This is a genomic window from Yinghuangia sp. ASG 101 (assembly GCF_021165735.1).
Taxonomy (GTDB): Bacteria; Actinomycetota; Actinomycetes; order Streptomycetales; family Streptomycetaceae; genus Yinghuangia.
In genome coordinates, this window is record NZ_CP088911.1 from 1,610,105 (window position 1) to 1,636,552 (window position 26,448).

General features: G+C 73.7%; 22 protein-coding genes. 9 read left to right on the forward strand and 13 right to left on the reverse strand.

Annotation, left to right across the window (positions count from 1 at the left end):
• Positions 1–28: 28 nt before the first annotated feature.
• On the reverse strand, positions 29–388 hold the full coding sequence (locus tag LO772_RS06610) for an ArsR/SmtB family transcription factor (RefSeq protein ID WP_231777435.1): 360 nt from the start codon (positions 386–388) through the stop codon (positions 29–31).
• 345 nt (positions 389–733) lie between these two features.
• On the reverse strand, positions 734–1,690 hold the full coding sequence (locus tag LO772_RS06615) for a nitroreductase/quinone reductase family protein (protein WP_231777436.1): 957 nt from the start codon (positions 1,688–1,690) through the stop codon (positions 734–736).
• A gap of 189 nt (positions 1,691–1,879) precedes the next feature.
• Here LO772_RS06615 and LO772_RS06620 point away from each other — a divergent pair, with 189 nt between their 5' ends.
• Positions 1,880–2,305, forward strand: a complete 426-nt coding sequence (locus LO772_RS06620; protein WP_231779436.1) for a MarR family winged helix-turn-helix transcriptional regulator — start codon at positions 1,880–1,882, stop codon at positions 2,303–2,305.
• Between the two features lie 24 nt (positions 2,306–2,329).
• Here the strand turns inward: LO772_RS06620 and LO772_RS06625 are convergent, their stop codons facing one another.
• The 7 genes from LO772_RS06625 to LO772_RS06655 all read right to left on the reverse strand — a co-directional run bounded on the left by LO772_RS06625 (position 2,330) and on the right by LO772_RS06655 (position 10,027).
• On the reverse strand, positions 2,330–2,698 hold the full coding sequence (locus LO772_RS06625; protein ID WP_231777437.1) for a hypothetical protein: 369 nt from the start codon (positions 2,696–2,698) through the stop codon (positions 2,330–2,332).
• A 637-nt stretch (positions 2,699–3,335) separates the two neighbouring features.
• Entirely contained in the window at positions 3,336–4,295 is a 960-nt protein-coding gene (locus tag LO772_RS06630) for an electron transfer flavoprotein subunit alpha/FixB family protein (RefSeq protein WP_231775370.1), read from the reverse strand.
• Positions 4,296–4,360: 65 nt separating this feature from the next.
• Entirely contained in the window at positions 4,361–5,122 is a 762-nt protein-coding gene (locus tag LO772_RS06635) for an electron transfer flavoprotein subunit beta/FixA family protein (RefSeq protein ID WP_231775371.1), read from the reverse strand.
• Between the two features lie 457 nt (positions 5,123–5,579).
• Complete coding sequence (locus tag LO772_RS06640; protein WP_231777438.1) at positions 5,580–6,971, reverse strand: adenylosuccinate synthetase; 1,392 nt, start codon at positions 6,969–6,971, stop codon at positions 5,580–5,582.
• On the reverse strand, positions 6,968–7,969 hold the full coding sequence (locus LO772_RS06645) for a hypothetical protein (RefSeq protein WP_231777439.1): 1,002 nt from the start codon (positions 7,967–7,969) through the stop codon (positions 6,968–6,970). The genes LO772_RS06640 and LO772_RS06645 overlap by 4 nt, the downstream gene beginning before the upstream one ends.
• 73 nt (positions 7,970–8,042) lie before the next feature.
• A complete protein-coding gene (locus LO772_RS06650) occupies positions 8,043–9,194 on the reverse strand; it encodes a molecular chaperone DnaJ (RefSeq protein WP_231777440.1) in 1,152 nt (383 codons plus the stop codon).
• Complete coding sequence (locus LO772_RS06655; RefSeq protein WP_231777441.1) at positions 9,191–10,027, reverse strand: NUDIX hydrolase; 837 nt, start codon at positions 10,025–10,027, stop codon at positions 9,191–9,193. Before LO772_RS06655 ends, LO772_RS06650 begins: the two co-directional genes overlap by 4 nt.
• A gap of 190 nt (positions 10,028–10,217) precedes the next feature.
• Here LO772_RS06655 and LO772_RS06660 point away from each other — a divergent pair, with 190 nt between their 5' ends.
• The 7 genes from LO772_RS06660 to LO772_RS06690 all read left to right on the forward strand — a co-directional run bounded on the left by LO772_RS06660 (position 10,218) and on the right by LO772_RS06690 (position 18,019).
• A complete protein-coding gene (locus LO772_RS06660; RefSeq protein ID WP_231777442.1) occupies positions 10,218–10,670 on the forward strand; it encodes a hypothetical protein in 453 nt (150 codons plus the stop codon).
• A gap of 155 nt (positions 10,671–10,825) precedes the next feature.
• The gene (locus tag LO772_RS06665) at positions 10,826–11,821 is read left to right on the forward strand and encodes an STM4015 family protein (protein ID WP_231777443.1); all 996 of its coding nucleotides are present in this window, start codon (positions 10,826–10,828) and stop codon (positions 11,819–11,821) included.
• 205 nt (positions 11,822–12,026) lie between these two features.
• A complete protein-coding gene (locus LO772_RS06670) occupies positions 12,027–13,013 on the forward strand; it encodes an STM4015 family protein (protein WP_231777444.1) in 987 nt (328 codons plus the stop codon).
• A 405-nt stretch (positions 13,014–13,418) separates the two neighbouring features.
• Positions 13,419–14,741: an STM4014 family protein gene (locus LO772_RS06675; protein ID WP_231777445.1), complete on the forward strand. Its 1,323-nt coding sequence runs from the start codon at positions 13,419–13,421 to the stop codon at positions 14,739–14,741.
• A gap of 56 nt (positions 14,742–14,797) precedes the next feature.
• Entirely contained in the window at positions 14,798–15,607 is an 810-nt protein-coding gene (locus LO772_RS06680; RefSeq protein ID WP_231779437.1) for an STM4013/SEN3800 family hydrolase, read from the forward strand.
• 130 nt (positions 15,608–15,737) lie between these two features.
• On the forward strand, positions 15,738–17,099 hold the full coding sequence (locus LO772_RS06685; RefSeq protein WP_231777446.1) for an STM4012 family radical SAM protein: 1,362 nt from the start codon (positions 15,738–15,740) through the stop codon (positions 17,097–17,099).
• Positions 17,096–18,019, forward strand: a complete 924-nt coding sequence (locus LO772_RS06690; RefSeq protein WP_231777447.1) for an STM4011 family radical SAM protein — start codon at positions 17,096–17,098, stop codon at positions 18,017–18,019. Before LO772_RS06685 ends, LO772_RS06690 begins: the two co-directional genes overlap by 4 nt.
• Here LO772_RS06690 and LO772_RS06695 read toward each other — a convergent pair.
• The 3 genes from LO772_RS06695 to LO772_RS06705 form a co-directional block, all read right to left on the reverse strand.
• On the reverse strand, positions 17,982–19,217 hold the full coding sequence (locus LO772_RS06695; RefSeq protein ID WP_443089372.1) for a DUF6745 domain-containing protein: 1,236 nt from the start codon (positions 19,215–19,217) through the stop codon (positions 17,982–17,984). The genes LO772_RS06690 and LO772_RS06695 overlap by 38 nt on opposite strands.
• 91 nt (positions 19,218–19,308) lie before the next feature.
• Positions 19,309–19,635, reverse strand: coding sequence for a hypothetical protein (locus LO772_RS06700; protein ID WP_231777448.1), 327 nt, complete (start codon positions 19,633–19,635; stop codon positions 19,309–19,311).
• Between the two features lie 305 nt (positions 19,636–19,940).
• Positions 19,941–22,217, reverse strand: coding sequence for a putative bifunctional diguanylate cyclase/phosphodiesterase (locus tag LO772_RS06705; RefSeq protein WP_231777449.1), 2,277 nt, complete (start codon positions 22,215–22,217; stop codon positions 19,941–19,943).
• Between the two features lie 469 nt (positions 22,218–22,686).
• Between LO772_RS06705 and LO772_RS06710 the strand changes: the two genes are divergently transcribed.
• A complete protein-coding gene (locus LO772_RS06710) occupies positions 22,687–23,625 on the forward strand; it encodes an ADP-ribosylglycohydrolase family protein (protein ID WP_231777450.1) in 939 nt (312 codons plus the stop codon).
• Positions 23,626–23,863: 238 nt separating this feature from the next.
• Here LO772_RS06710 and lon read toward each other — a convergent pair whose 3' ends face one another.
• Positions 23,864–26,266, reverse strand: coding sequence for an endopeptidase La (gene lon, locus LO772_RS06715; protein WP_231777451.1), 2,403 nt, complete (start codon positions 26,264–26,266; stop codon positions 23,864–23,866).
• Positions 26,267–26,448: the final 182 nt, after the last annotated feature.

Below are 26,448 nucleotides of genomic sequence, written 5' to 3' on the forward strand. Positions count from 1 at the left end.
GCCGGGGGCGGAGGCGGGCTCGCGCGGGTCAGTCGTGGGGAGCCTTGCCGGTGACGCGGTGGTCGGCGTGGCTGAGGGCTTCCAGGACCAGGCGGCGCAGGTGGCCGTCGGTCAGCCGGTAGTGGACGTGCCGGCCCTCGCGGCGCGACTCGACGAGCCCGGCCAGCCGCAGCTTCGCCAGGTGCTGGCTGACCGCGGTCCGCGAGGCGCCGCATCGGTCGGCGAGCGTGCCGACATCCGACTCGTCGCGGGCGAGCAGCCACAACACGTGCAGGCGGGTGGCGTCGGCGAGCAGCGCGAAAACCGCCGTCGCCTCGGCCAGCCGCGCGCTGTCGGGAGCCCGCAGGTGCGCCTCGGTCGCAGATGGCAGCAACTCGCGGTCGGTCATGCGCCCCAGGGTAGAGGGCGCACGAGAACCGGTGAACCTCTCCGGTCACCGGCACCACGCCCCGGCCCCCTCGCGCGGGCCACCCGACGCTCGGCCTCGGCCCACGCCCGTCGACGTCGAGTCGACCCCCGCCGAACGTCGCGGCCATCACTCCCACGGCGCCGGAGACTCGCCCACCCGCCCGCTCCACCGGGCCGCGGCACGCGACCGCGTCGAATCCCCGGAGACCGCACCGGTCGACACCGCGCCGAACCCCGCGCACGGGCGGGCCCGTCGCACGGGGCCGACGCCGGGCCTCCTTCTCGCGCGGTGCGTTCGCGCGTCGGACGGGTCGATCGCCTGGTGTCACCGCCCGCCGGTCGGCGGTGCCGGATGGCCGGTGGTGCCGGGAGCGGTCGATCCGTCCTTCAACACGCCGAGTACCGGCAGCAGTTCGTCCTCCTCGAAGGCGAAGTGCCGTTCCAGGTCGGCGGCGAGGGTGTCGAGTTCGGCGCGCAGGCCGGGAACGGCGTCTCCCCGGGCGATCCGCGCGACGATCGCCTCGATGCGGCGCAATGTCGCGACCACGACGCGGTGTTCGTCGCGCAGGCGGTCCAAGGTGGGCGTGAGTTCCGGGTACGCGGCCTCGACCGCGGCGAACGCGGTTCCCTCGCTGCGGTGATGGTCGCCCAGAGCCGTGCAGAACGCGAGGCAGTGCCCGGTCAGGCCGCGGCTGCGGGTCGGCTCGGCGGACGCGGGGTCGTCCAGCCCGAGGCGCAACGTGCCCAGCTCCTCGCGCAGTTCGCGGTGCGCCTGGAGCAACTGCCGTCCGGCCGCCCGGGCACGCTCGGGGTCGCCGCCGAAGTCCAGGCGCAGGAGCGCCACGACGGGGATCACCCGCGTCGTCCGCCTTCGGTAGTCCGCGAACACCGGCACGCGCTCCGCCTGGAGGGCGAGGCGGCGGTCGCGTTCGTCGCCGTCGAGCGGGACGGCCGTGCCGGTGAACCGCTCGATGCCCGAGCCGTCTTCGTACGGCACCTCGACGGTGACGCGGGGCGACGCGCGCAGGTTGTGGAACCACGCGGGGTGGGTGTCGGCACCGGCGTTGGAGGCGAACACCAGCAGCCGGTGCCCGTCGCGGAGGAACGCGACGGGGCTGGTGCGCTGTCGTCCGCTGCGCGCACCCCGGGTGGTCAGCAGGAGGAGGTCGGCGCCCTCGAACATGCCTCCGACGCGGCCCTTGGCGGCGCGGAACTCCTCGATGACGGCCCGGTTCGCCTCGGCGGCACGTGCGGCGGCGGACGCGTCATGCGGCTCGGCCATGGCTGACTCCTGCGGGTAGGGTCGGTCGACAAGGCAAATACTTTTGCTTTGCAAGCAAAGTAGTTTTGACAGCAAAGGTATTTCGGAGGTCCACCGGTGTCAACCGATCCCTCGAGCGACCCCGCGCGCCCGCCCACACCCCCCGAGGAGTTGGGCATCGACGACGCGATCCGCGCGCTGCTGCTGCTCATGCCGCGCGTCGTCGGACGGGCCAAGCGGCTCACCGTCCCGGAGGAACTGCGCGCGTACGCGTTGGCGCCGCGTCACCTGTCGCTGCTCGCGTACCTGCTCTTCGACGGTCCGATGGCGGTCAACGAGATCGCCGCACGGCTGGAAGTGGCCCCCGCGACGGTGAGCCTGATGGTCGGCGAACTCGACAAGATGGGCATCCTCGAACGCACGCCCGACGCGGCCGACCGCCGCCGGACGATCGTGAGCATCACCGACGCCCGCCGCGACGCGATCACCGCGTGGCTCGGCCAGGGCGCAGCCGCGTGGCGCAAGGCGCTCGCCCCCCTGACCGACGCCGAACGCGCGCTTTTCACCGGCACGTTGGCGGCGTTCGAGCGGGCCTTGGTCGATCGGGAGGAGAACCCGTCGGCCGAGTACCCGTGAGCGGGGGACGCGGGCGGGCCGGGGTCAGCGGGGCGTTCCGCCGACGGGCGTATAGCGCCTGATCAGCGCGAACGGCACGCGCCCGAGCGCGACGACGGCGACGCCGTACGCCGCGAGGACGGCCAGGGACGGCACGGTCGGCCTCCGCTCGGCGCCGTCGGCGAGCATCGGCAGCAGCGGGACGAGCGGCGCGGCGCTGAGCAGGGACGCGCCGGTGCACCAGAAGGCCACGCTCTGGTTGGCGCGTTCGGTCAGGTGCGGATCGCCCGCGACGTGCGCGGGGACCCGGTAGCCGCGCTCGGCGTCGCACACCAGGCCGCGGTAGCCGGTCGACGCGGCGATCAGCGTCAGCACGGCGAGCGCGCCGAAACAGGCGGCAACGGCGAATGTCACCGCGTCAATCTAGATCACGGGTGGGCCGGATTCGGCCGGTCGGCGGGCGATTGTCGCGCAGCTCACGCGGGTGTGCGGGCGGCGGTCGGCGTGGCCGCCAGGCCCGGGAACGCGGGGCGGGGATCGGCGCAAAGGGCCGCGGTCGGGCAGCAGCGTCGACGGGCCAACCGCTGCGGGGCCCGGGAACGCGGGCGGAGCGTCATCGACGCGAAGACCGCGCGCGTGCGGCGGCGCCAGCGGACCGACCGCTGCCGGGCCCCGGAACACGGGCGGAGCGCCATCGACGCGAAGACCGCGCGCGTGCGGCGGCGCCGACGGACCGACCGCTGCCGGGTCCGGGAACGCGGGTGGGACGCCATCGGCACAAGGGGCCGCCGGCGTGCGGCGGCGTCGGCGGGACGGGCGTCATCGGCGCGGGGATCGCGCGCGTGCGGCAGCGCGGCGCGCACCGGGCCGGGCGCGGCAGTGCGGGTGTGCGGCAGCGCGTCGCCCACGAGCCCGGGCGTGGCAGCCTGTGCCCGGTCATCGGGAAACGCGTCCGGCCCCTGGTTCCCCGGCAGGGGGACAGGGGCCGTATCCACCGTCGTGTCACGCGGCGTCGCGAACCCCTTGGGGTCGGACGCCGCGTGGCCGCGGGTCACTTGCGCTTGTTGATCTCTTCCTCAAGCTGCGGGAGGACCTTGAACAGGTCGCCGACGACGCCGTAGTCGACGAGGTCGAAGATCGGGGCGTCCTCGTCCTTGTTGATCGCGACGATGGTCTTGGAGGTCTGCATGCCCGCGCGGTGCTGGATCGCGCCGGAGATGCCCGCGGCGATGTACAGCTGCGGCGAGACCTGGGTGCCGGTCTGGCCGACCTGGTGGCTGTGCGGGTACCAGCCCGCGTCGACCGCCGCGCGCGACGCGCCGACCGCGGCGCCGAGCGAGTCGGCGAGCGTCTCGATGACGTGGAAGTTCTCCGCGCCGTTCACACCCCGCCCACCCGAGACGACGATGTCGGCCTCGGTCAGCTCCGGACGGTCCGACTTCTCCCGCGGCGCGCGGGAGACGACCCGCGTCCCCGTCGCGGCGGCGGAGAACGCCACCGTGACGGGCTCGACCGCCGGGGTGGCCGGGGCCTCCTCGGGGGTGGCGGCGTTCGGCTTGACCGTGATGACCGGGATGCCCTTCGTCACGTGCGCGCGGACCTGGTACGTCGCGGCGAACACCGACTGCTCGGTCTGCGGCCCGTCCTCCCCCGCGAGCACGTCGACCGCGTCGGTGATCAGCCCGGATTCGAGGCGGACCGCGACACGCGCGCCGACCTCGCGGCCGTCGTTCGACGACGGCACCAGGATCGCCGCCGGCGAGGTGGTCTGCGCGATCTGCGCCAGCGCGTCCGCCTTCGGCACGACAAGGTAGTCGTCGACCTCGGCCGCGTCGACCACGTACACCTTCGCGGCGCCGTAGCGGCCCAGCGTCTCGGTCGCCGCGTCGGCGCCCTTGCCCAGGAACACCGCCGACGGCTCGCCGATCCGCCGCGCGAGGGTCAGCAGTTCCAGCGTCGGCTTGCGTACCGCTCCGTCGACGTGGTCGACCAGAACGAGGATCTCACCCATGATGCGTCACTCCTTGTCCGGTGTGGCCCGGAAATCTCGAAAGGGAAGGTCCGGTGCAACCCGACTCAGATGAACTTCCGCGCCGCGAGGAACCCGGCCAACCGCACGCCGCCCTCGCCCTCGTCCGTGACGACCTCGCCCTTGGACCGCGGCGGACGCGCCGTCGCGGCGTCCACCACCGACCACGCCGCCGACAGGCCGACCAGGTCCGCGTCGACGCCCAGGTCGTCCAGGTCCTTCTCCTCCAGCGGCTTCTTCTTCGCGGCCATGATGCCCTTGAAGGAGGGGAACCGGGCCTCGCCCGTGCGGTCGGTCACCGAGATCACCGCCGGCAGGGACGCCTCGACCTGCTCGGTCGCGGTGTCGCCCTCGCGGCGGCCCTTCACCACACCGCCCTCGACCGCGACCTCGTCCAGGACCGTCACCTGCGGCACACCCAGGCGCTCGGCGAGCATCGCCGGGACCACGCCCATCGTCGCGTCCGTCGACGCCATGCCGCACACCACCAGGTCGAACCCGGCCTGCTCGATCGCCTTCGCGAGAATCAGCGACGTCCCCAGCGCGTCGGTGCCCGCGATGTCGTCGTCGTTGACGTGGATCGCCCTGTCACCGCCCATCGCCAAAGCCTTCCGCAAGGCCTCCTTGGCGTCGTCCGGCCCCACCGTGAGATACGTGATCTCCGCCTCGACACCCGACTCGACGATCCGCAGCGCCTGCTCGATCGCGTACTCGTCGAGCTCGGACAACAGCGAGTCCACCGACTCCCGGTCGGTCGTACCGTCCTCGTTGAACCCGCGGTCCGCGGTCGCGTCGGGCACATACTTCACGCAGACAACGATTTTCACAAAGCTCTCCTGTGGTCGTCCGGTCACCCGGGTGCCGGTCCGAGGGTGTCATGCCCGTCCGAAGACGCCGCTATGGCCCCACCCCTGCCGCGCGTGTGCCGCCGCCGGGGTGTTCGATCACTCCGGCATCATTGCATCCGCGCCGATGCGGCCATGTACGACCTCCCGCCGAGACGTGACGGCTCCGGCTCCCGCTCCGGCTCCTTCGGTCCTGCGATGTCGGTCCCCTCATGCCTTTCACGCGTGCGTACGCGGGAAACGATCCGGCCCGCCCTTCATGTGACGATCCGTCAATTCACCGCGAGGCTACCGCGCGTCCGGCAGGCGACCCGACCACCATCCGGCCCGGGAGCGGCACGTGGCCCCCGGGACGCCGGCCGCCCGGAAGACGGGCACGACGCCGCCGGAAGGCGTGCGACGGCTGGCAACCCACCCACGACTAGTTGTTACCAGACGGTAATACTACCTGACCAGTCATGTCTCCCGTGCGCGGCCCCGACGAGAGCAACGTCACTGCCGCGCCGAGGGCTTGCGCGACTGTTTCCGGCCACGCGGCGCTGTCGACGACCGGGCCCAGCTCGGACGCGGCACGCAGCAGACGCCCGGTCAGCCGCGCCCGCGCGTCCAGATCGCCCGGGGTGTCGGCCGGGAGCGCGGTCGTCCTTTCGCCGTCGACCTCGTACGCGCGGCACACGCGCAACGGGAACCGCCCGGGCGCGTCCGTGTGGGTGAGCGCGACGGCGTCGACACCGCCGCACACCTCGACGGCGTACCGGTGCGCGACCGCGTCGAAGTGCCCGGCGCGGAACGCCCCCTGCCACTCCCCCGTGCCGTTGTGCGCGTCGGGCAGCGCGGCGGCCAGGTGCGCGTCCTCGCTGACGAGCGGGCCGGGGCCGTGGCGCGGGGTGTAGGTGCGGACCACGCCGAGGCGCGCGGCCGGCTCGGCGCCCGCCTCCGCGAGCAGGGCGTCGGCGTTCGCGAACGTCGTCGTGGACCAGGTCGTGTAGGGGTGGAAGCCGTGCCACTCGTCGAGGAGCACGCCCTGCGCGCCTTCGAGGACGACGGGCCCCTCGCGCACGAGGGCGTGCAGGTGGGCGCCGTCGACGACGCGCACGGCCGACGCGAACGCGGCGAAGACGTCCGCGACGGCGTCGACGCCGGGCGCGCCGAGGTCGCCGACGTCGGCGGTGAGCGCGTCGCGGACGGCGGCCAGCTTGCGGCGCAGCACCCGCGGGCGGCGCGCGTCGGAGGCGCGCGGGGCGAGGTCGGGGTGGGCGAGGGCGAAGGCGGCGGTCTCGCCGACGCCCATGCCGCACGAGCCGTGGCGCGCGCTGCCGCGCGCGCGTTCGCGGGCCCGGTTCGCGGCGGCGTGGTACGGCGTCGTGAGCAGTGCGTCGCCGTCGACGGTGAGCCGGTCGAGCGCGTCCGGCACGCCGACGGCCGCGAGGTGGTCGGCCTCGGCGGCGAGGGCGAGCGGGTCGACCAGCATGAAGCGCGACAGGTGGGTGGCGACTCCGGGGGTGAAGGTGCCGGCGCCGAACTGCGCGAAGGTGTGGTGGCGGCCGTCGTCGGCGACGACGTTGTGCGCGGCCTGCGCGCCGCCGTTGAAGCGGACGACCGCGCGGACCGGCCTCCCGGCGGAGCGGTACGCGCGGTCGCACAGGTGTGCCACGACCGTGCCCTTGCCGGCGTCGCCGTAGCCGAGGTCGACCACGGCGACGTGCCGGTCGGGGGTGCCGGACGCGCGGGTCCCGGTGGTCCGGGCCGCGGGTGCGCCGCGCGTCCCCGGTTCCCGTGCCGTGGACCCGTGTGTCGCGGGCGCGTGCGTCACAGTCGCGTCGTGCCCGGTGCGCCGTCGTCGTCCAGCCCCGGGAGGGATTGCGTCGTGGCGAGCGCGCCGGAGCGGCCCTGGGCGTACGCGGTCAGCGCGCGCGAGACGGAGCCGACCTGGCTGTCGACGGCGCCGACGTCCTTGAGGTGGCCCAGGCCCTCGTCCAGGTCGATGGCCTCCTCGGCGAGGCCGACGGTCAGGGCGATGGTCTCGCAGACGGCGTCCAGGTCGTCCAGCTCGATGACGTTCTGGCCGAGCAACTCGCGCCAGCGGCCGAGGACTTCGGTGTCGCCGACGTAGGACGAGCCGGCCGGGAGGATGTAGTGGACCTCGTACTTGCGCTGGAGTTCGGTGACGATGTCGCGGATCCCGATGTCCTCGCCGAGTTCGTCGCCGATCACCTGCCGCACCTCGCGGTGCTTGACAGCGCCGTAGGGCATCTCGTCGCCGATGATGAACAGGTAGCCGCGCTTGCCGCGCTTGTCGAGGCAGTCGAGTTCGGTGTGGCGGGCCATGAAGTAGAGGGCCAGTTCGTACGATTCGCGTTTCTGACCGCCCCCGCCGCCCTCCAGGAGGATGGTGCCGAGCTGGTCGTCCATGCGGTTGTCGGACTCGAACTGCCCGACCTGCAACGGCACGCGGTCGCACGTGGCGTCGCCGATCGCGCCGAACAGGATCTGCGGGTGGTCGACGTAGCCCTTGCGCAGCAGCAGGCCGAACAGCTCGGGCAGCTTGGTCTGGAGGGTGACCGGCACCGAGCGCATCGAGCCGGTGACGTCGAACAGCACGGAGATGGCCAGCGAGGTGGGGTGTTCGTCGCTGTCGCGGCTCTCGCGGGTGCCGACGCCGAACGGGTCGAGGTCGGCGTGCGCCTTCCACTGCGCGCGCGGGACGCTGGTGTGCGCCTTGTGGCTGTAGTCGAAGGCGCTGCGGCCGGTGCGGGCGTTGTAACTCTGGGCGGCGTCATAGACGTTGGTGGACCAGTTGCCGCTTCCCATCAGGGATCCTCCGGGGGAATCGGTGTGCGGGTGTGGGGGGTTCGGGGCGCGCGAGGTGGTGCGCGCGGCCGGGTCAGGCGCCCTTGCGCCGGCCCGGCATCGTGAACGGGCGGAAGCGGCGCGGGCCGTACAGCCGTCCCAGCAACTCGTCGAGTTCTCCAAGCAGTTGCCACGCGTCGTGCGGTCGGCGCTGCGGTGCCGGGAGGGTGCAGCCCCGGGCGAAGCGCAGCAGCGGCCTGGGGGCGTCGGCGTTCAGCAGGTACGTCATGCAGTGGGTGGCCATGAAGATGTCGGCCGACTGGTCCGGCGGCTGCTTGCCGGGGACCTCGGGCGGATACATCGCGGCGTGCCGGTCGAGCATCGCGGGCACGTGTTCGGCACCGGCCCGGTAGCGGCCGTCGGGGCCACGCTCCATCACCGTGGCGTAGCACCAGTCGACGAGCACGAGCCCGTGCTTCTGCGGGTGGATGAGGACGTGGTCGGGGACGACCGCGCCGTGCACGACGCCGGCGCGGTGGGCGTAGCCGAGCGCGACGAGCAGGCGCCGCCACATCCAGGCGACGTCGCGGGCGTCGAGGCCGTCGGGGTACGCGTCGCGGACTTCGGCGAGCGACGCGAAGCCGCGCACGCGCTCGATGACGTTGGCGCGGCGCTCGTTGCCGTTGTCGGCGTCGCGGTGCCGGAACGACTCGATGAGGGCGGGGACGTACGCCGCGTATTTGCGGTCGCCTTCGCGGGCGATGCGGGCCAGCGCGGTCGCCTCGCGGGCCATCAGGTCGTTGTCGGCGACCGAGCGCGGCATCTTGAGCAGCGCGCGGACCTCCGAGCCGTCCTTGTCGGCGTAGGTGACCTTGTAGAGCGCGGCGATGTCGCCGCGGGCGCGCTCGACGCCCACGGAGTAGGCGCGTTTGCGGGTGGTGATGACGACCTGACGGCCCGTCACACCGGTGATCGTCTGCTGGTAGCGCAGCCACAGCTCGGACAGCCGGGTGAACACCGCCTGCGCGGCGGCCTTGCGGCCGTCGGGGACGGCGTCCGGGTGCAGGAATCGGGCGAGCGCGCGGTACGTCCGCCCGCCGGCGCGCAGGCACGCCTCGGGAGTGCCGTCGTAGGGCCCGAACAGGTCTTCGGGGGCTTCGGCTCGGCCGACCAGGTCGACGGCCTCGTCCAGGGTCTTCGGGATCGCCGGAGTGGTGGTGTCGGGCGTGCCTGTCGTGTCGGTCACTGGGTTTCCTCCCGTGACGGACGCAGCAGCGCCGGGTGCAGCAGCCGCGCGCCGCCCGCTCGGTAGAGCCGGGCGCGTCGGCCGCCGCGGGCGCCGCCGCGGGCGGTGGTGGTGTCGGTGTCCTCGACGAACCCGGGGACCGACAGCACCTTGCGGTGGAAGTTGCCGGCGTGCAGGGGTTCTCCCCACACCGCCTCGTAGACCTCGCGCAGCTCGGTGATCGTGAACTCCGATCCGGCGAACGCCGTGGCGAGGGGGGTGTATTCGAGTTTGGCGCGGGCGCGTTCCAGACCGTGGCCGAGGATGCGCGCGTGGTCGAAGGCGAGTTCGGCCGGATCGAGGGCGTCGACCGGGACCCACGAGGCCGCCGCGGCGTCGCCGCCCGCGGTCGCCTCGGGCAGGTCGGGGGCGAACGCGAGGTAGGCGACGGACACGACCCGCATCCTCGGGTCGCGGCCCGGCGTGCCGTAGGTGCCCAGCTGCTCCAGGTGCAGGCGGGGGAACGGCGGCGGGACGTCGTGCGGGTCGGTCCCGCCGGCGCCGTGCGCGGCGAGGCCGGTTTCCTCGGCGAGTTCGCGGATCGCGGCCTGGTCGAGGTCTTCGTTCTCCGCGGCGCGGACGAACCCGCCGGGCAGCGCGCGGTGTCCGGCGTACGGCATCGCGCCGCGCCGGATGGTGAGCACGTGCAGCGCTTTGCCGCTTCCGTCCGGGGGGCGGCGCATGGTCAGCGCGACGACGTCGACGGTCACGGCGATCGGCGCGAAGGCCCTCGGGTCGTACGCCGCCAGCCACGCGCGCTCGCGCTCGCTGCCCGGTCGGCCGATCGTCGTCATCTGGCGTTTCCCACCTGTCGGTTTGCTGGTTCCCCAGTTGTTCTCTTATTGAGAATATCCGGTGTCGAGGGCAAACCTACACGCCCGAAACGACAACGGCGACAGGGTTTTCCCTCACCCCCGAGGCGGGCCGGGCGGGCCGGGCGGACACCCCGCCCGCTCGTCGGCGGGCTCTGGTAGGCAAGGGCCCATGAACATCCACGACCACGCGGACGAGTTCGGCGGGCCGCCGGTCGCCGACCTCCCCGCGCCGCCCCACCCCAAAGCCACCCGGGCGGACAACGCCGCGGCCGAGAACACCGCGCGGCGGCTGCCGTCCGAACCCGACCAGGTGGCCTGGGCGTTGCGCACCGTCGGGTGGGGCCGTGGCACCGAGGGGTTCGCCGCCGCGCCGACCGGCGCCCCGATCGTCACGCGCCGGCGCGAACTCGACCTGTCCCTCGGCACGTTCGGCGACCGAGGCGCCGAGGCGCTGTGGGCCGGGCGGCCCCTGAACCACCCGCGCGCGCTGAACCTGGAGCACACCTTCCTCAGCACCCCCGTCGCCGAACGCCTGGAGGCGAGCCCGGTCGGCGTCGCCGTCGACACGGCCGACCGCGACGAAGGCGGCCGGAGGGGACGGTACGCGGCCGTCGCCGAATAACCCGGCACACACCCCGCGCCACCGACCCGTCGACCGCGACACCCGCCACCACCAAGGCCGTTGCCCCGGTCACCGCCGCCGCATCAGCCCCTCTCCTCCGCACGGCACGCCGCCCGACGCCCCCGCCCCCTCACCCGACAGGATCCCGACACCCCATGGCAAAGCTCGCGCACTTCGGCGGACTGCCCGTCGCCGACCTGCGCACCACCAGCTCCGCACCCGGCTTCCGCCGACGGCCCGCCGAGGGCGTCCGCCCGCACGAACGCCCCGCCGACGCCGTGGCCTGGCTCCTGCGCCGCCACGCCTGGACCGACAGCACGGACATCCACGAGCTGTACTCCTACTTCGTGGACAACGTCGACACCACCCGCGTCACCGCGCTCGTCCTCGGGGCCTGGTCGGACACCATGTCCGGCCGCAACCCGCTGCTCGACCTCCTCGCGGCCGACGCCGACCGGTTCCCGGCGCTGCGCCACCTCTTCGTGAACGACGTCTCGTCGGAGGAGACCGAGATCTCGTGGCTCGCGCTCCCGACCATGAAGACCATCCTCGACGCGTACCCGCGGCTGGAGGAACTGGGCCTGCGCGGCTGCTCGATGCCGTCGCGCCCCGGCGGCGGGCCCGCCCCCGTCCGACACCTCCACCTGCGCCGCCTGCGCGTCGAGAGCGGCGGCGTGTCCGGCGAGGCCGCGCAGGCGATCGCGCTGAGCGACCTGCCGGCCCTCGAGGAACTCGAACTGTGGCTGGGCGTCGACAACTACGGCGGCGACGCGACCCTCGACGACCTCGCCGACATCTTCGCCGGCACCCGGCTCCCGAAACTCCGTCACCTCGGCCTGATGAACAGCGAGTTGCAGGACGAGATCGCCGAGGCACTGGCGGGCGCCCCGATCGTCTCCCGCCTGGAATCACTCGACCTGTCGATGGGCGTCCTCAGCGACGCCGGCGCGGAGGCACTGCTGAGCGGCCAACCGCTCGGCCACCTCAAGAAACTGCGGATCGACCACCACTTCGTCGGCGACCCGATGGCCGAACGCCTGCGCCGCGCGCTCGCCGGGTCCGGCACCACGGTCGACATCTCGGCGCCCGAGGAACGCGACGAATGGGACGACGACGAGATCGACGGGCGCTACGTCGAGGTATCGGAGTGACACGGGCCGACGGCCACCACTCCGCCATCACACCCGACCCTCGCCAACCCTCTGATTCATTCGACACAGCCAATACAGGCAATACAGCCAATACAGGCGACACAAGCGACTCAGGCGACACAGGCGACACAGGCGACACAGGCGACACATTCGCCATATTCGACAGATCAGCCATATCCACCACCTCGGCCGAACACGAGACGACATGACTTTCTCCCGGGAACTCCTCACCACCTTCGCCGGCCTGCCGGTCGTGGCCCTCCACCCCATCGGGACACTCGAATACGACTGGTACGCCGACCCGGCGGCCCTCGGCCCCGACGACGACCCGCCGCCCGCCGACAGCGTCGCGTGGCGTCTGCGGGTCCTCAACGAGGAATACACCGAGGACGCCGAAGACCTCCCCACGCACTTCGCACGCTTCCTGAAGACGGTCGACACGACCCGGGTCCGCGCCCTCACCATCGGCTCGTGGGGGCCGAGCTACGAGCCGCCGGACGAGCTCACGACCGAAATGCTGTGCGCGTCCGCCGACCGCTTCCCCGCGCTGCGTCACCTCTACATCGGCGACATCAGCCGCGAAGAGGACGAGATCTCCTGGATCGTACCGGGTGACGTCACAACAGTCCTCGAAGCCTTCCCGGCGCTGGAAACCCTCGCGGTCAGGGGCGCGCCGGAGATGCGTCCGACGCGCCACGAAGCGCTCACGCGGCTGGAGTTCCACAGCGGCGGCCTGCCCGGTGACGTGCTGGTGGCGGTCGGCGTGAGCGAGTTCCCGGCCCTGCGCCGGCTCAGCGCGATGCTGGGCACCGCGAACTACGGCGGCATCGGCGACGCCGAACCGCTCGCGGGCGTCCTCACCGGGGACGGCATGCCGCTGCTCACGCACCTCGGCCTGCGCGACAGCGCGGTCCAGGACGCCGTCGCCGTCGCGGTGTCCGGCGCCCCGATCGTCGCCCGGCTGACCGAACTCGACCTGTCCATGGGCGCGTTGGGCGACGAAGGCGCCGAGGCACTGCTCAGCGGACAGCCGCTCACCCACCTGACCCGGCTCGACCTGCACCACCACTTCCTCGGCGAGCCGATGCGCGAACGCCTGCGGAGCACGCTGGTCGCGGCGGGCGTCGACGTCGACTTGTCGGAGCCGTGCGAGGCGGAGGAGTGGGGGCGCTACATCGCGGTGTCGGAGTAGGGACGACCCGCCGCACCCACGCGCGGGAACGCGAGGCCTGCGACCCGGACTTCGCCGTGAGCCGTCCGAACGCCCCAGCGCGGGACGCGTCCTCGGTCGGCCCCGGGTCGTCGGCGCGCGGCGCGGCGCGATTCCGGGGCCACCGAGCCGACACCACGGCGGCGCCGCTCCGGGGTGTCGGCGGGTGCGGGCCGAACGCGCGGGCGCGAGTGGCATGCTCGGTCGGGCCGAGTTGTCGGCCCGACCGACGGCTCCGAGACCGCAGCCCCGCCGCGGAAGCCCCCGGCCTGTCCCCGCTCGCCGCGCGACCGCTGGCCCGGGTCGGCCGCGCCCGGCCACCGCGGCCGACTCCCGCGATCCGACCGACCCCACCTCGCCCGCCCCGCCGAATGAGAGGAACCTCCCGTGCGCATCACCGTCGTCGGAAACCCCGGCCATCGGCGCGTCGTCGGCTTCACGGCGGCGGCCGTCGCCGCCGGGCTGCCGCCGCCCCGGGTCGTCGCGTGGGCGGATGTGCTGCGCGATGCCCCGGAGGGCGGAGGCGGCGTGCCCGGTGCGGGGGCCGGAGCCGGGGAGCCGCAGCCCGACGCGGCGGCCCACGACGCGCGCGAAGGCGAGCGTCGCGGAGACGAGGTGGGCGGGGCCGGTCGGCGCGGTGCGGGGGCCGGGGTCGGGGCGCCGGGGCGCGACGTGCGCGGTGGAGTGGCGTGCGGTGTGTCCGTGTTCGGTGCCGGGCCCGTGCGGCTCGACTCCCCCGGGGAGGATCCGGTCGTGCACGCGCTGCTCGGCGGGCCGGCCGATCCGCACCGTGTGGAGGGCGGAGCCGTGCGGCACGCGGCGTTCGTGGCCGCGTTGCGGCGCGTGAGCCAGGCCGTCGAGGCGTCGCCGGGGGCGTGGCTGGCGAACGATCCGGGCGAGATCGCGGTCATGTTCGACAAGTCGCGCGCCCACGCGCTGCTCGACGCGGCGGGTGTTCCCGTCCCGCCTCGCGTCGGACCGGCGTCGGGGATCCGGTCGTACGCCGAACTGCGGGCCGTGATGCGGGAGTCCCGTCGGCCGAGGGTCTTCGTCAAGCCGCTGCACGGGTCGTCGGCGTCCGGCGTCGTCGCGCTGGAGACGTCGGGCGAGCGCGTGCAGGCCACGACATCGGCGGAGTTGGTGCGTACCGCCGACGGGACCCGGCTCTTCAACTCGCTGCGCGTCCGGAAATACCGCGACGAGGCCGACGTCTCCGCACTGATCGACGCGCTGTGCCCGGACGGCGTGCACGTCGAGGCGTGGCTGCCCAAACTCACCGTCGGCGACCTCGCCACGGACCTGCGGGTGCTGGTGGTCGGCGGCGAGGCCACGCACGTGGTCGCGCGCGGCAGCCGTTCCCCGATGACCAATCTGCACCTGGGCAACGCCCGCGTCGACATCGCCTCCGTGCGCGACGCGGTCGGTGGGCGGGAGTGGGCGGCGGCGATGGCGACCTGTGTGCGCGCGGCCCGGTGTTTTCCCCGTACGCTGCACGTCGGCGTCGATCTGCTCTTCGGGGTGGACCGCCGCCGCCACGCCGTCGGCGAGGTCAACGCGTTCGGGGACCTGCTGCCGGGCGTACTGCACCGGGGGCGGGACACCTGGGGGGAACAGGTCCGGGCCCTGGTGGATGGATGGTGCCCGCCCGGACCCTGGCGTCCGGTGCGGAGACCCGGAGCAGACGAGGAACAACTGCCGTGCCCGACATGACCACTCCCCTTCCGCCGAACCACGGAGACGACGGCTGGGACGGCGACGGCCCCGACATGAACCGGGTCGTCGGCCGCCATGACCTGCTCCTGGTCACCCTCGACACGCTGCGTTACGACGTCGCCGCCGAACTCGCCGCCGCCGGGCGGCTGCCCAACCTGTCGCGCGTGCTCCCGGAGGGCCGGTGGGAGGCGCGGCACACGCCGGGCAGTTTCACGTACGCGGCACACACCGCGTTCCTCGCCGGGTTCCTCCCCACGCCGCTCGGCCCCGGCCCGCACCCCCGGCTGTTCGCGGCCCGGTTCGGCGGCAGCGAGACGACCGCGCCGCGCACGTGGGTCTTCGAGGAGGCGGACCTCCCGGCCGGGCTCGCGCGCGCCGGCTACCACACGGCGTGCATCGGCGGCGTCGGATTCTTCAACAAGCAGGGCGCGCTCGGCTCGGTGCTGCCGGAGATGTTCGCGGAGAGCCACTGGGACCCGGAGCTGGGTGTCACCTCCCCCATCTCGTTCGAGGCCCAGGTCGCCCGTGCGGAGCGCGTGGTGGGCGCGCTCGACACCGACCAGCGGTTGTTCCTGCTGGTCAACGTGGCGGCGCTGCATCAGCCGAACTGGTTCCACATGCCGGGCGCGACGGCGTCCGACGGCGACACCCGCGCCACGCACGCGGCGGCGCTGGAGTACGTCGACCGGCACATCGGGCGGCTGTTCCGCGCGATGAGCAGCCGCCGCGCGTGCTTCGCGATCGTGACGTCCGACCACGGCACGGCGTACGGCGAGGGCGGCTACTCGGGGCACCGGATCGGGCACGAGGTCGTGTGGACGGTGCCGTACGCGCAGTTCATGCTGCACCAGGGCGAGTGGTGACGCGGGCGGGCGCCCCGGGCTCCCGCGGTCTTCGGGCCGCGCTGCCGGGACCGGCCCGCGGCGCGGGTGTCGGGTGCGCCGCGTAGGGTCGGCGCGTTCGAGAGTCGCGTGTTCCACCGGAGGTTCGTCCATGGCGTCGACCAGCACCGCCGAGACTTCGGACGCGGCGGCGGCCGGGCTCCGGTCACCGTATGCCGGGTATGTCTACGCCTATCCCCACAAAACCGCCTACCGCCCGCTCGCTCCGGCTCCCGCGCTGCGCGAGGTCTGGGCCGGGCAGGACGTCTCCGCGCTGTTCCTCTACCTGCACGTCCCGTTCTGCGAGATGCGCTGCGGGTTCTGCAATCTGTTCACGCGCACGGGCGCGCCGGCCGCGTTGGTCGGACGCTACCTCGACGCGCTCGAACGCCAGGCGCGGGCGGTGCGCGAGGCGGTGCCGCAGGCCCGGTTCGCGGTCGGCGCGATCGGCGGGGGCACGCCGACCTACCTCGAACCCGCCGAGCTGGAACGGTTGTTCACGATCGCGCGGGAGGTCGTGGGGGCGGATCTCGCGGCGATCCCGCTGTCGGTCGAGACCTCGCCGGCCACCGCGACGCACGACCGGCTCGCGGTCCTCGCGGCGCACGGCGCGACGCGGGTGAGCATCGGCGTCCAGTCGTTCGACGACGCGGAGGCCCGGGCGGCCGGGCGACCCCAGCGCAGGGCGGAGGTCGAGGCGGCGCTCGCGGCGATCCGCGACACCGCGATACCCGTGCTCAACATCGACCTCATCTACGGCATCGACGGCCAGACCGAGGCGAGTTGGCTCGCCTCCCTCGACGCCGCCCTCGCGTGGCGGCCCGAGGAGATCTACCTCTACCCGTTGTACGTACGGCCGTTGACCGGCCTCGGGCGCCGTGCCGTGACGCGCGCCGACTGGGACGCGGAACGCCTCGCGCTCTACCGCGCCGGCCGCGACCACCTGCGGTCGTACGGCTACGAGCAGGTGTCGATGCGCATGTTCCGCCGCGCCGACGCGCCGTCCGACGCCGATACCGGGTACCGCTGCCAGCGCGACGGCATGGTCGGGCTCGGCTGCGGCGCCCGGTCGTACACCTCCGACCTGCACTACTCGTTCGACTACGCCGTGGGCATCGGCGAGGTCCGCGCGATCATCGACGAGTATGTGACGCTCGATCAGGCGGCTTTCTCGCACGCCCGCGTGGGCTACCGCCTGGACGCGCCGGAGCGGCGACGCCGGCATCTGCTCACGTCGCTCCTGCAGGCCGACGGCCTCGACGCCGCCGAGTACCGGGCCCGTTTCGGCTCGGACGCGGCGCACGACTTCGCGGCCGACCTCGCCCCGCTCGCCGACGCGGGGCTGGTCGCGATCGGCGCGGAGGTCCCGGACATCCGCCTGACCGAGGAGGGCGTGGCGTGGTCGGACGCGATCGGCCCCGCGCTGTTCTCCGCGGAGACGGCCGCGCTCATGGACGGGTACCGGCCGCGATGACCCGACCGCTCCCGCTGATCGACGAACCCCCCGGCGGCGCCCGCCACTTGACGATCCTCTACCGGGGCCCGCTGGCGTCGTGCGACTACGACTGCGGCTACTGCCCGTTCGCGAAACGCCGCGACACTCCGGAGCAACTGCGGGCCGACCGCGCGGCGTTGGCGCGTTTCGCGGCGTGGGTGACCGACGCGCCCGAGCGCGTCTCGGTGCTGTTCACGCCGTGGGGCGAGGGCCTGGTGCGCAGTTGGTACCGGCGTACGCTCGCCGAGCTGAGCCACCTGCCGCACGTCGAGCGGATCGCGATCCAGACGAACCTGAGCGCGCGGCCGGGCTGGACGGCCGCCGCCGACCCGGACACGCTGGCGCTGTGGGCGACGTACCACCCGGATCAGGTGCCGTACGCGCGTTTCGTGGACCGCTGCCGGGAACTGCGCGCGCGGGGCGTGCGGTTCAGCGCGGGGATCGTCGGCCTGCCCGAACACCTGGACGCGGCACGGCGATTGCGTGCCGACCTGCCGGACGACGTCTATCTGTGGGTCAACGCGGCGGAGGGCCGCACCTACACCGACGCGGAGGCCGCGGAGTGGGCCGCGCTGGACCCGCACTTCGCCTTCAGCCGCGTGCCGCACCCGTCGCTGGGCGTCGCGTGCCGCACCGGCGACACCGTGGTCAGCGTCGACGGCGAAGGCACCGTGCGCCGCTGCCACTTCGTGCCGGACGTGCTCGGCAACCTCTACGACGGCTCGTTCCGCGCGGCACTCGCCCCCGCCCCGGCGTGCCCGAAGCGGGAGTGCGACTGCCACATCGGGTACGTCCACCTGACGTCGCTGCCGCTGTACGACGTCTTCGCGGGCGGCGTCCTCGAACGCGTCCCGGCACGGCTCACGTCTCGCGGGCCGGGTGGTACTCCGACTCGGTGAGGCCGAACGTCCAGGCGACGCCCTCGCGCGCGGTGCGGGTGCGCGGCGGGACGCGGAGCCAGTAGGTGCGCGTCGAACCATCGGGCTCGGGCGTCGAGTTGAGGACTTCCACCATCACGACCGGCTCGTCGTCGGGCAGTTCGATCCGCCACAGCACCCCCGTCTCGTCGCGGTGCAGCGGCCGGGCGCCGACCTCGGCCAGGTAGCGGTCGTAGCCGTAGATCTCCAGCATCACGCGCCGCAGTTCGGCGTTGTCCTCGCGGCGGATGCGGTTCGCGTCGAGGCCGCTGCCCTGCGGGCCGAGGCCCGTCACGAAGTCGGCGGGGATGGGCATGCCGCGCCACGCGTGCAGCGCGAAGCCGTCGGGGAACGCGAGCGCGGGCCCCTCACCGCTGTGCAGGCGGGCGTTCTCGTCGCGGAACAGCGTGGTCGGGCGCTCCGCGACGAGGACGACGCCTTCGTACGGCCACCACCAGCCGGCCGACTTCGCGACCCGCTCGACGGCGGCCAGCGCGACGGCGGCCGGGGAGTCGGCCAACTCCGGGAAGCAGCGTCGCAGTCCGTCGAACGCGGCGAGCCACGCGGCGTCGTGCTGCCCGCCCATCGCGTCCAGCGTCGCGCCGCGCGCCTCGGCGGCGACCGTGCGCACCGACGCACCGCCGCTGCCGAAACGTGTGGTGGCGCGTGTGGGCACGGTGCGCTCGCCGACGGCGGCCTCGATCGCGCCCTCGATACCGTCGCGCAGGCGCGCGGACAAGCCGGTCGTCGGCGCCCACAGCCGCTCGGCGACCTCGTGCCAGGCCTGGCCCCACGTCATCTGCCCGAGCAGCGCGGCGGCCTCGCCCCGGGCCCGCTCCCAGGTGGCGGTGCGGAGCTTGTCGCGCACGGACGCCCCGGCCCGCGCCCCCGCCGGGGCCCGCACGCGCAGGCCGACGGCGGCGAGGTCCTGGGGCTTGTACGCGCCGGATATCACGGTGGCGGCGACGGCCGCGGAGAGCGGCGATTCGTACCACAGGATCTTTCCGGGGGCGACCAGCCCGGCGGCCCGGTAGGCGTCGCGGATCCCGGCCTCCGCCTCGGCGCGGTCGGCGGGGCCGGTCGCGGCGGCGACGCCGGACCACGCGTCGGCGGCTTCGGCGAGGAGCGCCCGGTGCGCGAGGGTCAGCTCGGGGTGGACGGCGGCCTGCGGGGTGGTCACGGAACGGCGCTCCTGGATCGGCGGTTTCGGTGTCCGTCACGGTGTCGGTGCCCGTGACGGGAAGCGGTCGGCGCGGCGGCGCGGGGGCGGGTCAGTCGGCGACGATCCGCACGGCGCCGGGCACGTACTCGCGCTGCCGGATCACGCGGTACCAGCCCTTGGGCAGCGAGATGGCGGCGTGCTCCTCGTGGACGAGCCGGGTCGGCGCGTCCAGCTTGAGGTGGCCGATGACGGTCGGCTCCGGGTCGAGGAACAGCGTGCCCGAGCCGACGACCGCGTGGGCGTGCCCGGTCACCTCGCCGAGCGCGAGCACGATGCGCCCGCGGCTGTCGCGCGGCTTGGCCGGCAGCCCCGTCACGCCCGTCGGCACCGCGTGCTCGTCGACCGGCAGCAGCAGGATGTCGCCTTGACGGTACATGGAAGTCCCCTCGGAGAACGGTGGGTTCTGGACGGGCTCCGCGCCGCCGTATCCGTCCGCCGGGAAGCGCTGCCGTCACCCCACACGTTACGACGCGGCTCCGACACGGCGCGGGGCCGCGAGGCCGGGGCCGGGCGTCGGGCCCCGGACGCCGCGCCGTGCCGCGCGAACCGGCGCCGAGCCGCGTCTCGGCGCGCGGGCGAAGATGCGGACGGCCGTTGCGACGCGGGCGCGGCCGTGCACGGCATGGCCGTCCGGAACGCCTGTGGCGGCCGGGCGCGTCCGGTCGATGCGCCCGGCCGCGCTCAGCCCACCTTCGGGATTCCGTCCAACAGCGTCGTGATGCGGTCCGGCGGGCCCGGGCGGGAGAAGTACCAGCCCTGGCCCGCGTCGCAGCCGATCGCGCGGAGGCGTTCGGCCTGGGCGGCGGTCTCGATGCCCTCGGCGGTGACGGTGAGGCCGAGGGCGTGGGCGAGGTCGACGAGGGACGCGACGATCCGGGCGTCGACCGGGTCGGCGTCCCCGGACGTGCGCAGGCCCTCCACGAACGATCCGGCGATCTTCAGCTCGCAGACCGGGAGCCGCCGCAGGTAGGCGAGGTTGGAGTATCCGGTGCCGAAGTCGTCGATCGCGATGCGCACGCCCATGTCCGCGAGCTCGCGGAGCCGTTCGAGCGGGCCGCCGTCGGTCGCCATGATCTGCGATTCGGTCAGCTCGAACTGCAGGCGCTGCGGCTCCAACCCGGTCTCGGTGAGGACGCGCTGCACGTGGCGTACCAACCCCGTGTCGTGGCACTGGCGTTCGGCGAGGTTGACGCTGATGAACGGAGCCGCCTCGACCGCCCGGGCGAGGCAGGGCTCACGCCAGCGCCGGGCCTCGCGGCACGCGCGTTCCAGCACGTACATGCCGAGCGGCACGATGAGGCCGGTCTCCTCCGCGAGGCCGATGAACCGGTCGGGTCCGATGAGGCCTTGGCGCGGATGGCGCCACCGCACGAGCGCTTCGACGCCGAGCACCGAGTTGTCGGCCAGGGAGACCAACGGCTGGTAGTCGACGTCGAATTCGCCGTGGTGCAGGGCCGCCGGCATCTCGGCGGACAGGGTGTAGCGGGCCACTTCGCGGTCGTTGCGCTCGGTGTCGAAGATCGTCCACCGGCCCTTGCCCTCGGACTTGGCCCAGTAGAGCGTGATGTCGGCGGCCCGCATCGTGTCGGCAGGCCCGCTGCCGGCGACCGGGCGCTCGACGATGCCGATCGACGCGCGGACGGTGAGGTCGTGGCCGCGGATCCGGAAGGGCTCGCGCAGCGCCGCGAGGACGCCCTCGGCGAGCGCGACGACCTGCCCGGTGCCGGCCGCGTGCTCGACGAGCACCATGAACTCGTCGCCGCCCATGCGCGCCATCAGGTGCCCGGCGCGCGCCACATGCGCGTTGAGCCGCCGCGCGACGGCGATGAGCAGCTGGTCGCCGACGTCGTGGCCGAGGCTGTCGTTGACGACCTTGAAGCCGTCCAGGTCCAGGTAGCACAGCCCGACGCGGTCGCCGTCGCGGGCGTCGGCGAACAGCGCCTCCAGGCGCTCGAAGAACAGCGCGCGGTTGGGCATGCCGGTGAGCGGGTCGTGCTGGGCCTGGTGGCGGAGCCGCGTGTAGAGGCGGTGCCGGTCGGTGACGTCCTCGACCATCGCGACCTGGTACTGCGGGGCGCCGGACGCGTCGCGGACCAGGGACACGGTCAGGTGTGTCCACAGCGGGTCGCCGTCCGCGCGGCGGTAGCGCTTCTCGGCGGAGAAGTGCTCGCGCGCGCCGTGTGACAGCTCCGCGTACCAGCTGTGGATGTGCACGGGGTCGTCGGCGAGCATGAAGTCGCGGATGCGGCGGCCGGGCAGGTCGCCCGGCGGGACGCCGAACATCTGCCCGAGTGCCGGGTTGACGTCCAGGATGACGCCGTCGGTGCCCGCGATGGCGATGCCGAGGCCGGATTGCTCGAACACCGCCCGGAACCGCGCCTCGCTGGTGTGCAGGGCCCGCTCGGTGAGCTCGCGCGCGTCCAGGACCTCGGCGTGCACGGCCCGCTGCTCGGTGAGCGTGCGGTCGCGCAGCGCCTCGGCGTATCCGGCGGCGAAGGCGCCCTGCACCTGGGTGATGCGCAGGAGGTAGTCGTCGGGGTCGCGGCGGCGGGCGAGCGCGTGTGCGCGCAGCCTGGGCCACCACTGCCCGATGAGGCCGAACGAGCGTTCGAGCGTGCCGATCCCGGTGAGGTGCGCCGCCACGAGGGCCGCGCCGACGTCGCGGGCGTCGCACGGCTGGAACGGGTCGGTATCGAGCAGCCTCGCGAGGCGTTCGGTCAACTCCCGCAACTGGTCGCGCATTTCGTCGGCGGCCAGCGGCCCGTGGTCGGCGCTCTCGACGGTCTTCGCCCACTGGTACGCGAACTCGTCCTTGGCGGTCGCCACGTGCGAGGCCTCGGGGGGCGCGGTGTCGCCGGCGTGCACGGTCGCCGCCGGGCGCCTCGCCTCTTCCGCCCCGAGGCCCGCCGCCCCCGCGCCGGGGGCGGCGGGGGATGCGTCGTCGGAGCGGGCGCTCATGTGCGGTTCCTCGGTTTTGCCCGACTCGCCAGGGGTGCTCGGCTCACGGGCGCGGTGGCCGGCGGCACCGCATGGGCCCGGACGCGGTCGCTTCCGACCGCGAATCCCCACGCCCCGCCGGGGGGTCGACAGGCGCCGTCGGCCCACACCGCCGCGCCCGGCATGCTTGGTTCGGTTCCCACGGTCCGCCCCCATACCGGTCGTTCCACGATCCCCCGCCTTTCCGTCGAACTCTCGAACTCTCGATCGGTGTCCGTACGCCACCCGCCGGGCGGTCCCGCTCCGCACTCTCGGATGATCTTGGCCCGGTCATCCGTCGGTGTGGCAAACGGGTTGACTCCGGTGCGGCATCTGACCTGTGATCACCGTCGACGGTATCCGCCGGGAGCGGGAATCGTCTCGCACTCCGCCCCGGCGCGGGGAGCATCACCCCTGCGAGGGACAGGCAGGGGGCACCATCCTTGACGATTTGGGGGTTTGGCCCGTGTTCCTCGAACTGGCGATCGGTGACGCGTACGGCGCGGGCTTCGAATACGCCCCACCGGAGTTCGTCCGCCGCGGCAACACCCTGCGCGGCTACGCGCGGCATCCGAAGCACCGGGACGTACTGCCGGGCATGTACACCGACGACACGCAGATGAGCCTCGCCGTCGCGGAATGGCTCCTCGGCGGCACCCTCACGCGCGACGATCTGGCCGAGCGCTTCGTGGCGGCGTACCGCCGCGATCCGCGCGCCGGGTACGCCTCGGGGTTCCGCTCGGTCCTCGAACGCGTGCGCAGCGGACCGGAGTTGCTGGACACGCTGCGCCCCGGCAGCGACAAGAGCGGCGCCGCGATGCGGGCGGGCGTGCTCGGCCTGCTCCCCGACATCGACGAGGTGCGCCGCCTGACGACGCTCCAGGCGCGGATCACGCACGACTCGCCGGGGGGCATCGCCGCCGCCCTGGGCGCCGCGTACGCCGTGCACTACTGCCGGCACGGCCTCGGCCCGGTGTCGGGCCTGCCCGCGTGGCTGGCCGAACGGGTACCGGCGCCGGCGTCGTACGGCCGGTGGGACGAGTCGTGGCGCGGCACGGTGGGGTCGCCGGGCATGCACAGCGTGCGGGCCGCGGTGACGGCGCTGGCCCGCAACCGGGAAGCGGGCGAACTGCTGCGCGACTGCGTCGCGTTCACGGGCGACGTGGACACCGTGGCGACGGTCGCCCTGGCCGCCGCGTCGGTGTCCGGCGCGTACGCGCGGGACCTGCCGGAGGCGCTGGTGGACGGGTTGGAGTCAGGGGCGTACGGGCGGGCGTATCTGCTCGGATTGGACGAGCGGCTTGCCGCGCGCTGGGGGTTGGCGGACACGACGGCGGAGGCCCCGGGACCGGAGGGACGGCCGATATCGAGCGAAAGCGATCGGACGTGACCGAACCCGCGGGGAAGCACGCGAGAACGACCGGAAACGCCGGAGCCGCCGGATCGTCATCACGCTGATGACGATCCGGCGGCTCCGCCCGCTCGGCCACACCGGCGGCTCCCCGACCGGGCCCGCTGCGGCCGGTCGCCCCCGATCGGCGCGCACCGCCCCCGGCCGGTCCGACGCCCGCCGGTCCGGTCAGTCCCGGTCAGTCCCGGTCAGTCCCGGTCGGCGCCGTGCGCCCCCGTCACGCCGCCGCGACCCGCTGCCTGGTCTCGGCCGGCTCCAGCGCGAGCGCCAGCACCTCCCGGACATCCGACACCGCGTGGATGGTCAGTTCCTCACGGACCGCCTCCGGGATGTCGTCCAGGTCCGGCTCGTTGCGCTTCGGGACCAGGATCGTGGTGATCCCCGCCCGGTGCGCCGCCAGCGCCTTCTGCTTGACGCCGCCGATCGGCAGCACCCGTCCGGTCAGCGACACCTCGCCGGTCATCGCGACGTCCGACCGCACCGGTCGCCCGGTCAGCAGCGACACCAGCGCCGTGGTCATCGTGACGCCCGCGCTCGGGCCGTCCTTGGGCACCGCGCCCGCCGGGACGTGGACGTGCACGCCGCGGTCCTTCAGGTCGCCGACCGGGAGTTCCAGTTCGGCGCCGCGCGCCCGCAGGTACGACAGCGCGATCTGCGCGGACTCCTTCATCACGTCGCCCAGTTGCCCGGTCAGCGTGACACCGGACGCCCCCGTCTCCGGATCCGCGAGCGACGCCTCGATGTAGAGCACGTCGCCGCCCGCGCCGGTGACCGCGAGCCCCGTGGCCACGCCCGGCACCGCCGTGCGCTGCTCCTCCTTCGCGAGCGACGCCTCCGGGGTGTGCCGGGGCCGGCCGAGGTAGTCGACCAGTCCTGCCGCGTCCACCGCGATCGGCAGCGCGAGGTCGTCCAGCGCCTGCCTCGCCGCGATCTTGCGCAGCACGCGGGCGATCGACCGCTCCAGGGTGCGCACGCCCGCCTCCCGGGTGTACTCCCCGGCCAGCAGCCGCAGCGCGTCCTCGGTGAAGGACACCTCGGAGCCCTCCAGCCCGGCCTTGTCGAGCTGGCGCGGCAGCAGGTGGTCGCGCGCGATGGTGACCTTCTCGTCCTCGGTGTAGCCGTCGAGACGGACCAGCTCCATCCGGTCGAGCAACGGCTCGGGGATGGCCTCCAGGACGTTCGCGGTCGCGAGGAACACCACGTCCGACAGGTCGAGTTCGACCTCCAGGTAGTGGTCGCGGAACGTGTGGTTCTGCGCCGGGTCCAGCACCTCCAGGAGTGCCGCCGTCGGGTCGCCGCGGTAGTCGGAGCCGACCTTGTCGATCTCGTCCAGCAGGACGACGGGGTTCATGCTGCCCGCCTCCTTGATCGCCCGGACGATCCGGCCCGGCAGCGCGCCGACGTAGGTGCGCCGGTGGCCCCGGATCTCCGCCTCGTCCCGCACGCCGCCGAGGGCGACGCGGACGAAGCCGCGGCCCATGGCCCGCGCGACGGACTCGCCGAGCGACGTCTTGCCGACACCGGGCGGGCCGACGAGGGCCAGCACCGCGCCGCTACGCCGGCCGCCGATCACACCGAGGCCGCGCTCCTCGCGACGCTTGCGCACCGCCAGGTACTCGACGATGCGCTCCTTGACGTCGTCGAGCCCCGCGTGGTCGGCGTCGAGGACCGCCCGCGCGCCGGCGATGTCGTACGCGTCCTCGGTCCGTTCGTTCCACGGCATTTCGAGGACGGTGTCCAGCCACGTCCGGATCCAGCCGCCCTCCGGCGACGCGTCGGACGCGTGCTCCAGCTTGTCGACCTCCTTCAGGGCCGCCCGGAGGACCTTCTCCGGCAGGTCGGCGGCCTCGACGCGCGTCCGGTAGTCCTCCTCCTCGCTGCCGGGGGCGCCGTTGAGCTCGCCCAGCTCCTTGCGGATCGCGGCGAGCTGCTGCCTGAGCAGGAACTCGCGCTGCGTCTTCTCCATGCCCTCCTGGACGTCCTTGCGGATGGTCTCCGCGACGTCCAGCTCGGCCAGGTGGTCGCGCGTCCAGCCGACGACCTTCTCCAGGCGCTCGGTCAGGTCGGTGGTCTGGAGCAGTTCGATCTTCTGCGCCTGCGAGAGGTAGGGCGCGTACCCGGCGTTGTCCGACAGCTCGGACGGGTCCTCGATCTGCTGGACGAAGTCGACGACCTGCCAGGCGCCGCGCTTGCCCAGGATCGTCGTGACCAGGGCCCGGTACTCGCGCGCCAGCTCCTCGGCGCGCTCGTCGGGTCCGGCCTCCTCGACCGGCGTCGCCTCGACCCACAGCGCCGCGCCGGGGCCGGTCGTGCCCGTGCCGATGCGCACGCGCGCGGTCCCCCGGACGACGACCGCGGACTCGCCGCTCGGCAGGCGCCCTATCTGCTCGACGACGCCGACGGTGCCGATCGCGGGATAGTGCCCGTCGTCCCTCGGCACCAGCAGTACGCGCGCTTGGCCCTTCCCGGCCCGGATCCCCGGCAGCGCCCGCGCGGCGTCGACCGCGGCGCGCGTCTCCGCGTCGTCCAGCTCCAGCGGCACGGCCATGCCCGGCAGGACCACGATGTCGTCGAGGGGCAGGACCGGGAGGGTCAGGATGCCGGTGGTCGTGTCACTCATGGTGATGGCTCCCTCGGAGTCGGTTCTCTTTCGTACGTTGCGCTGATGACACTCAAGAAAGAAGAGCCTCTGAACATTCCCTGGAGGGTCCGCGATCGCTCACAGCGAACAACGCCCGTGCCCGGCCGTCGGGCGGCGGCTCGGCGCGCCGTCCCGGACGGGCCGTGGACTGGTTCCGACGC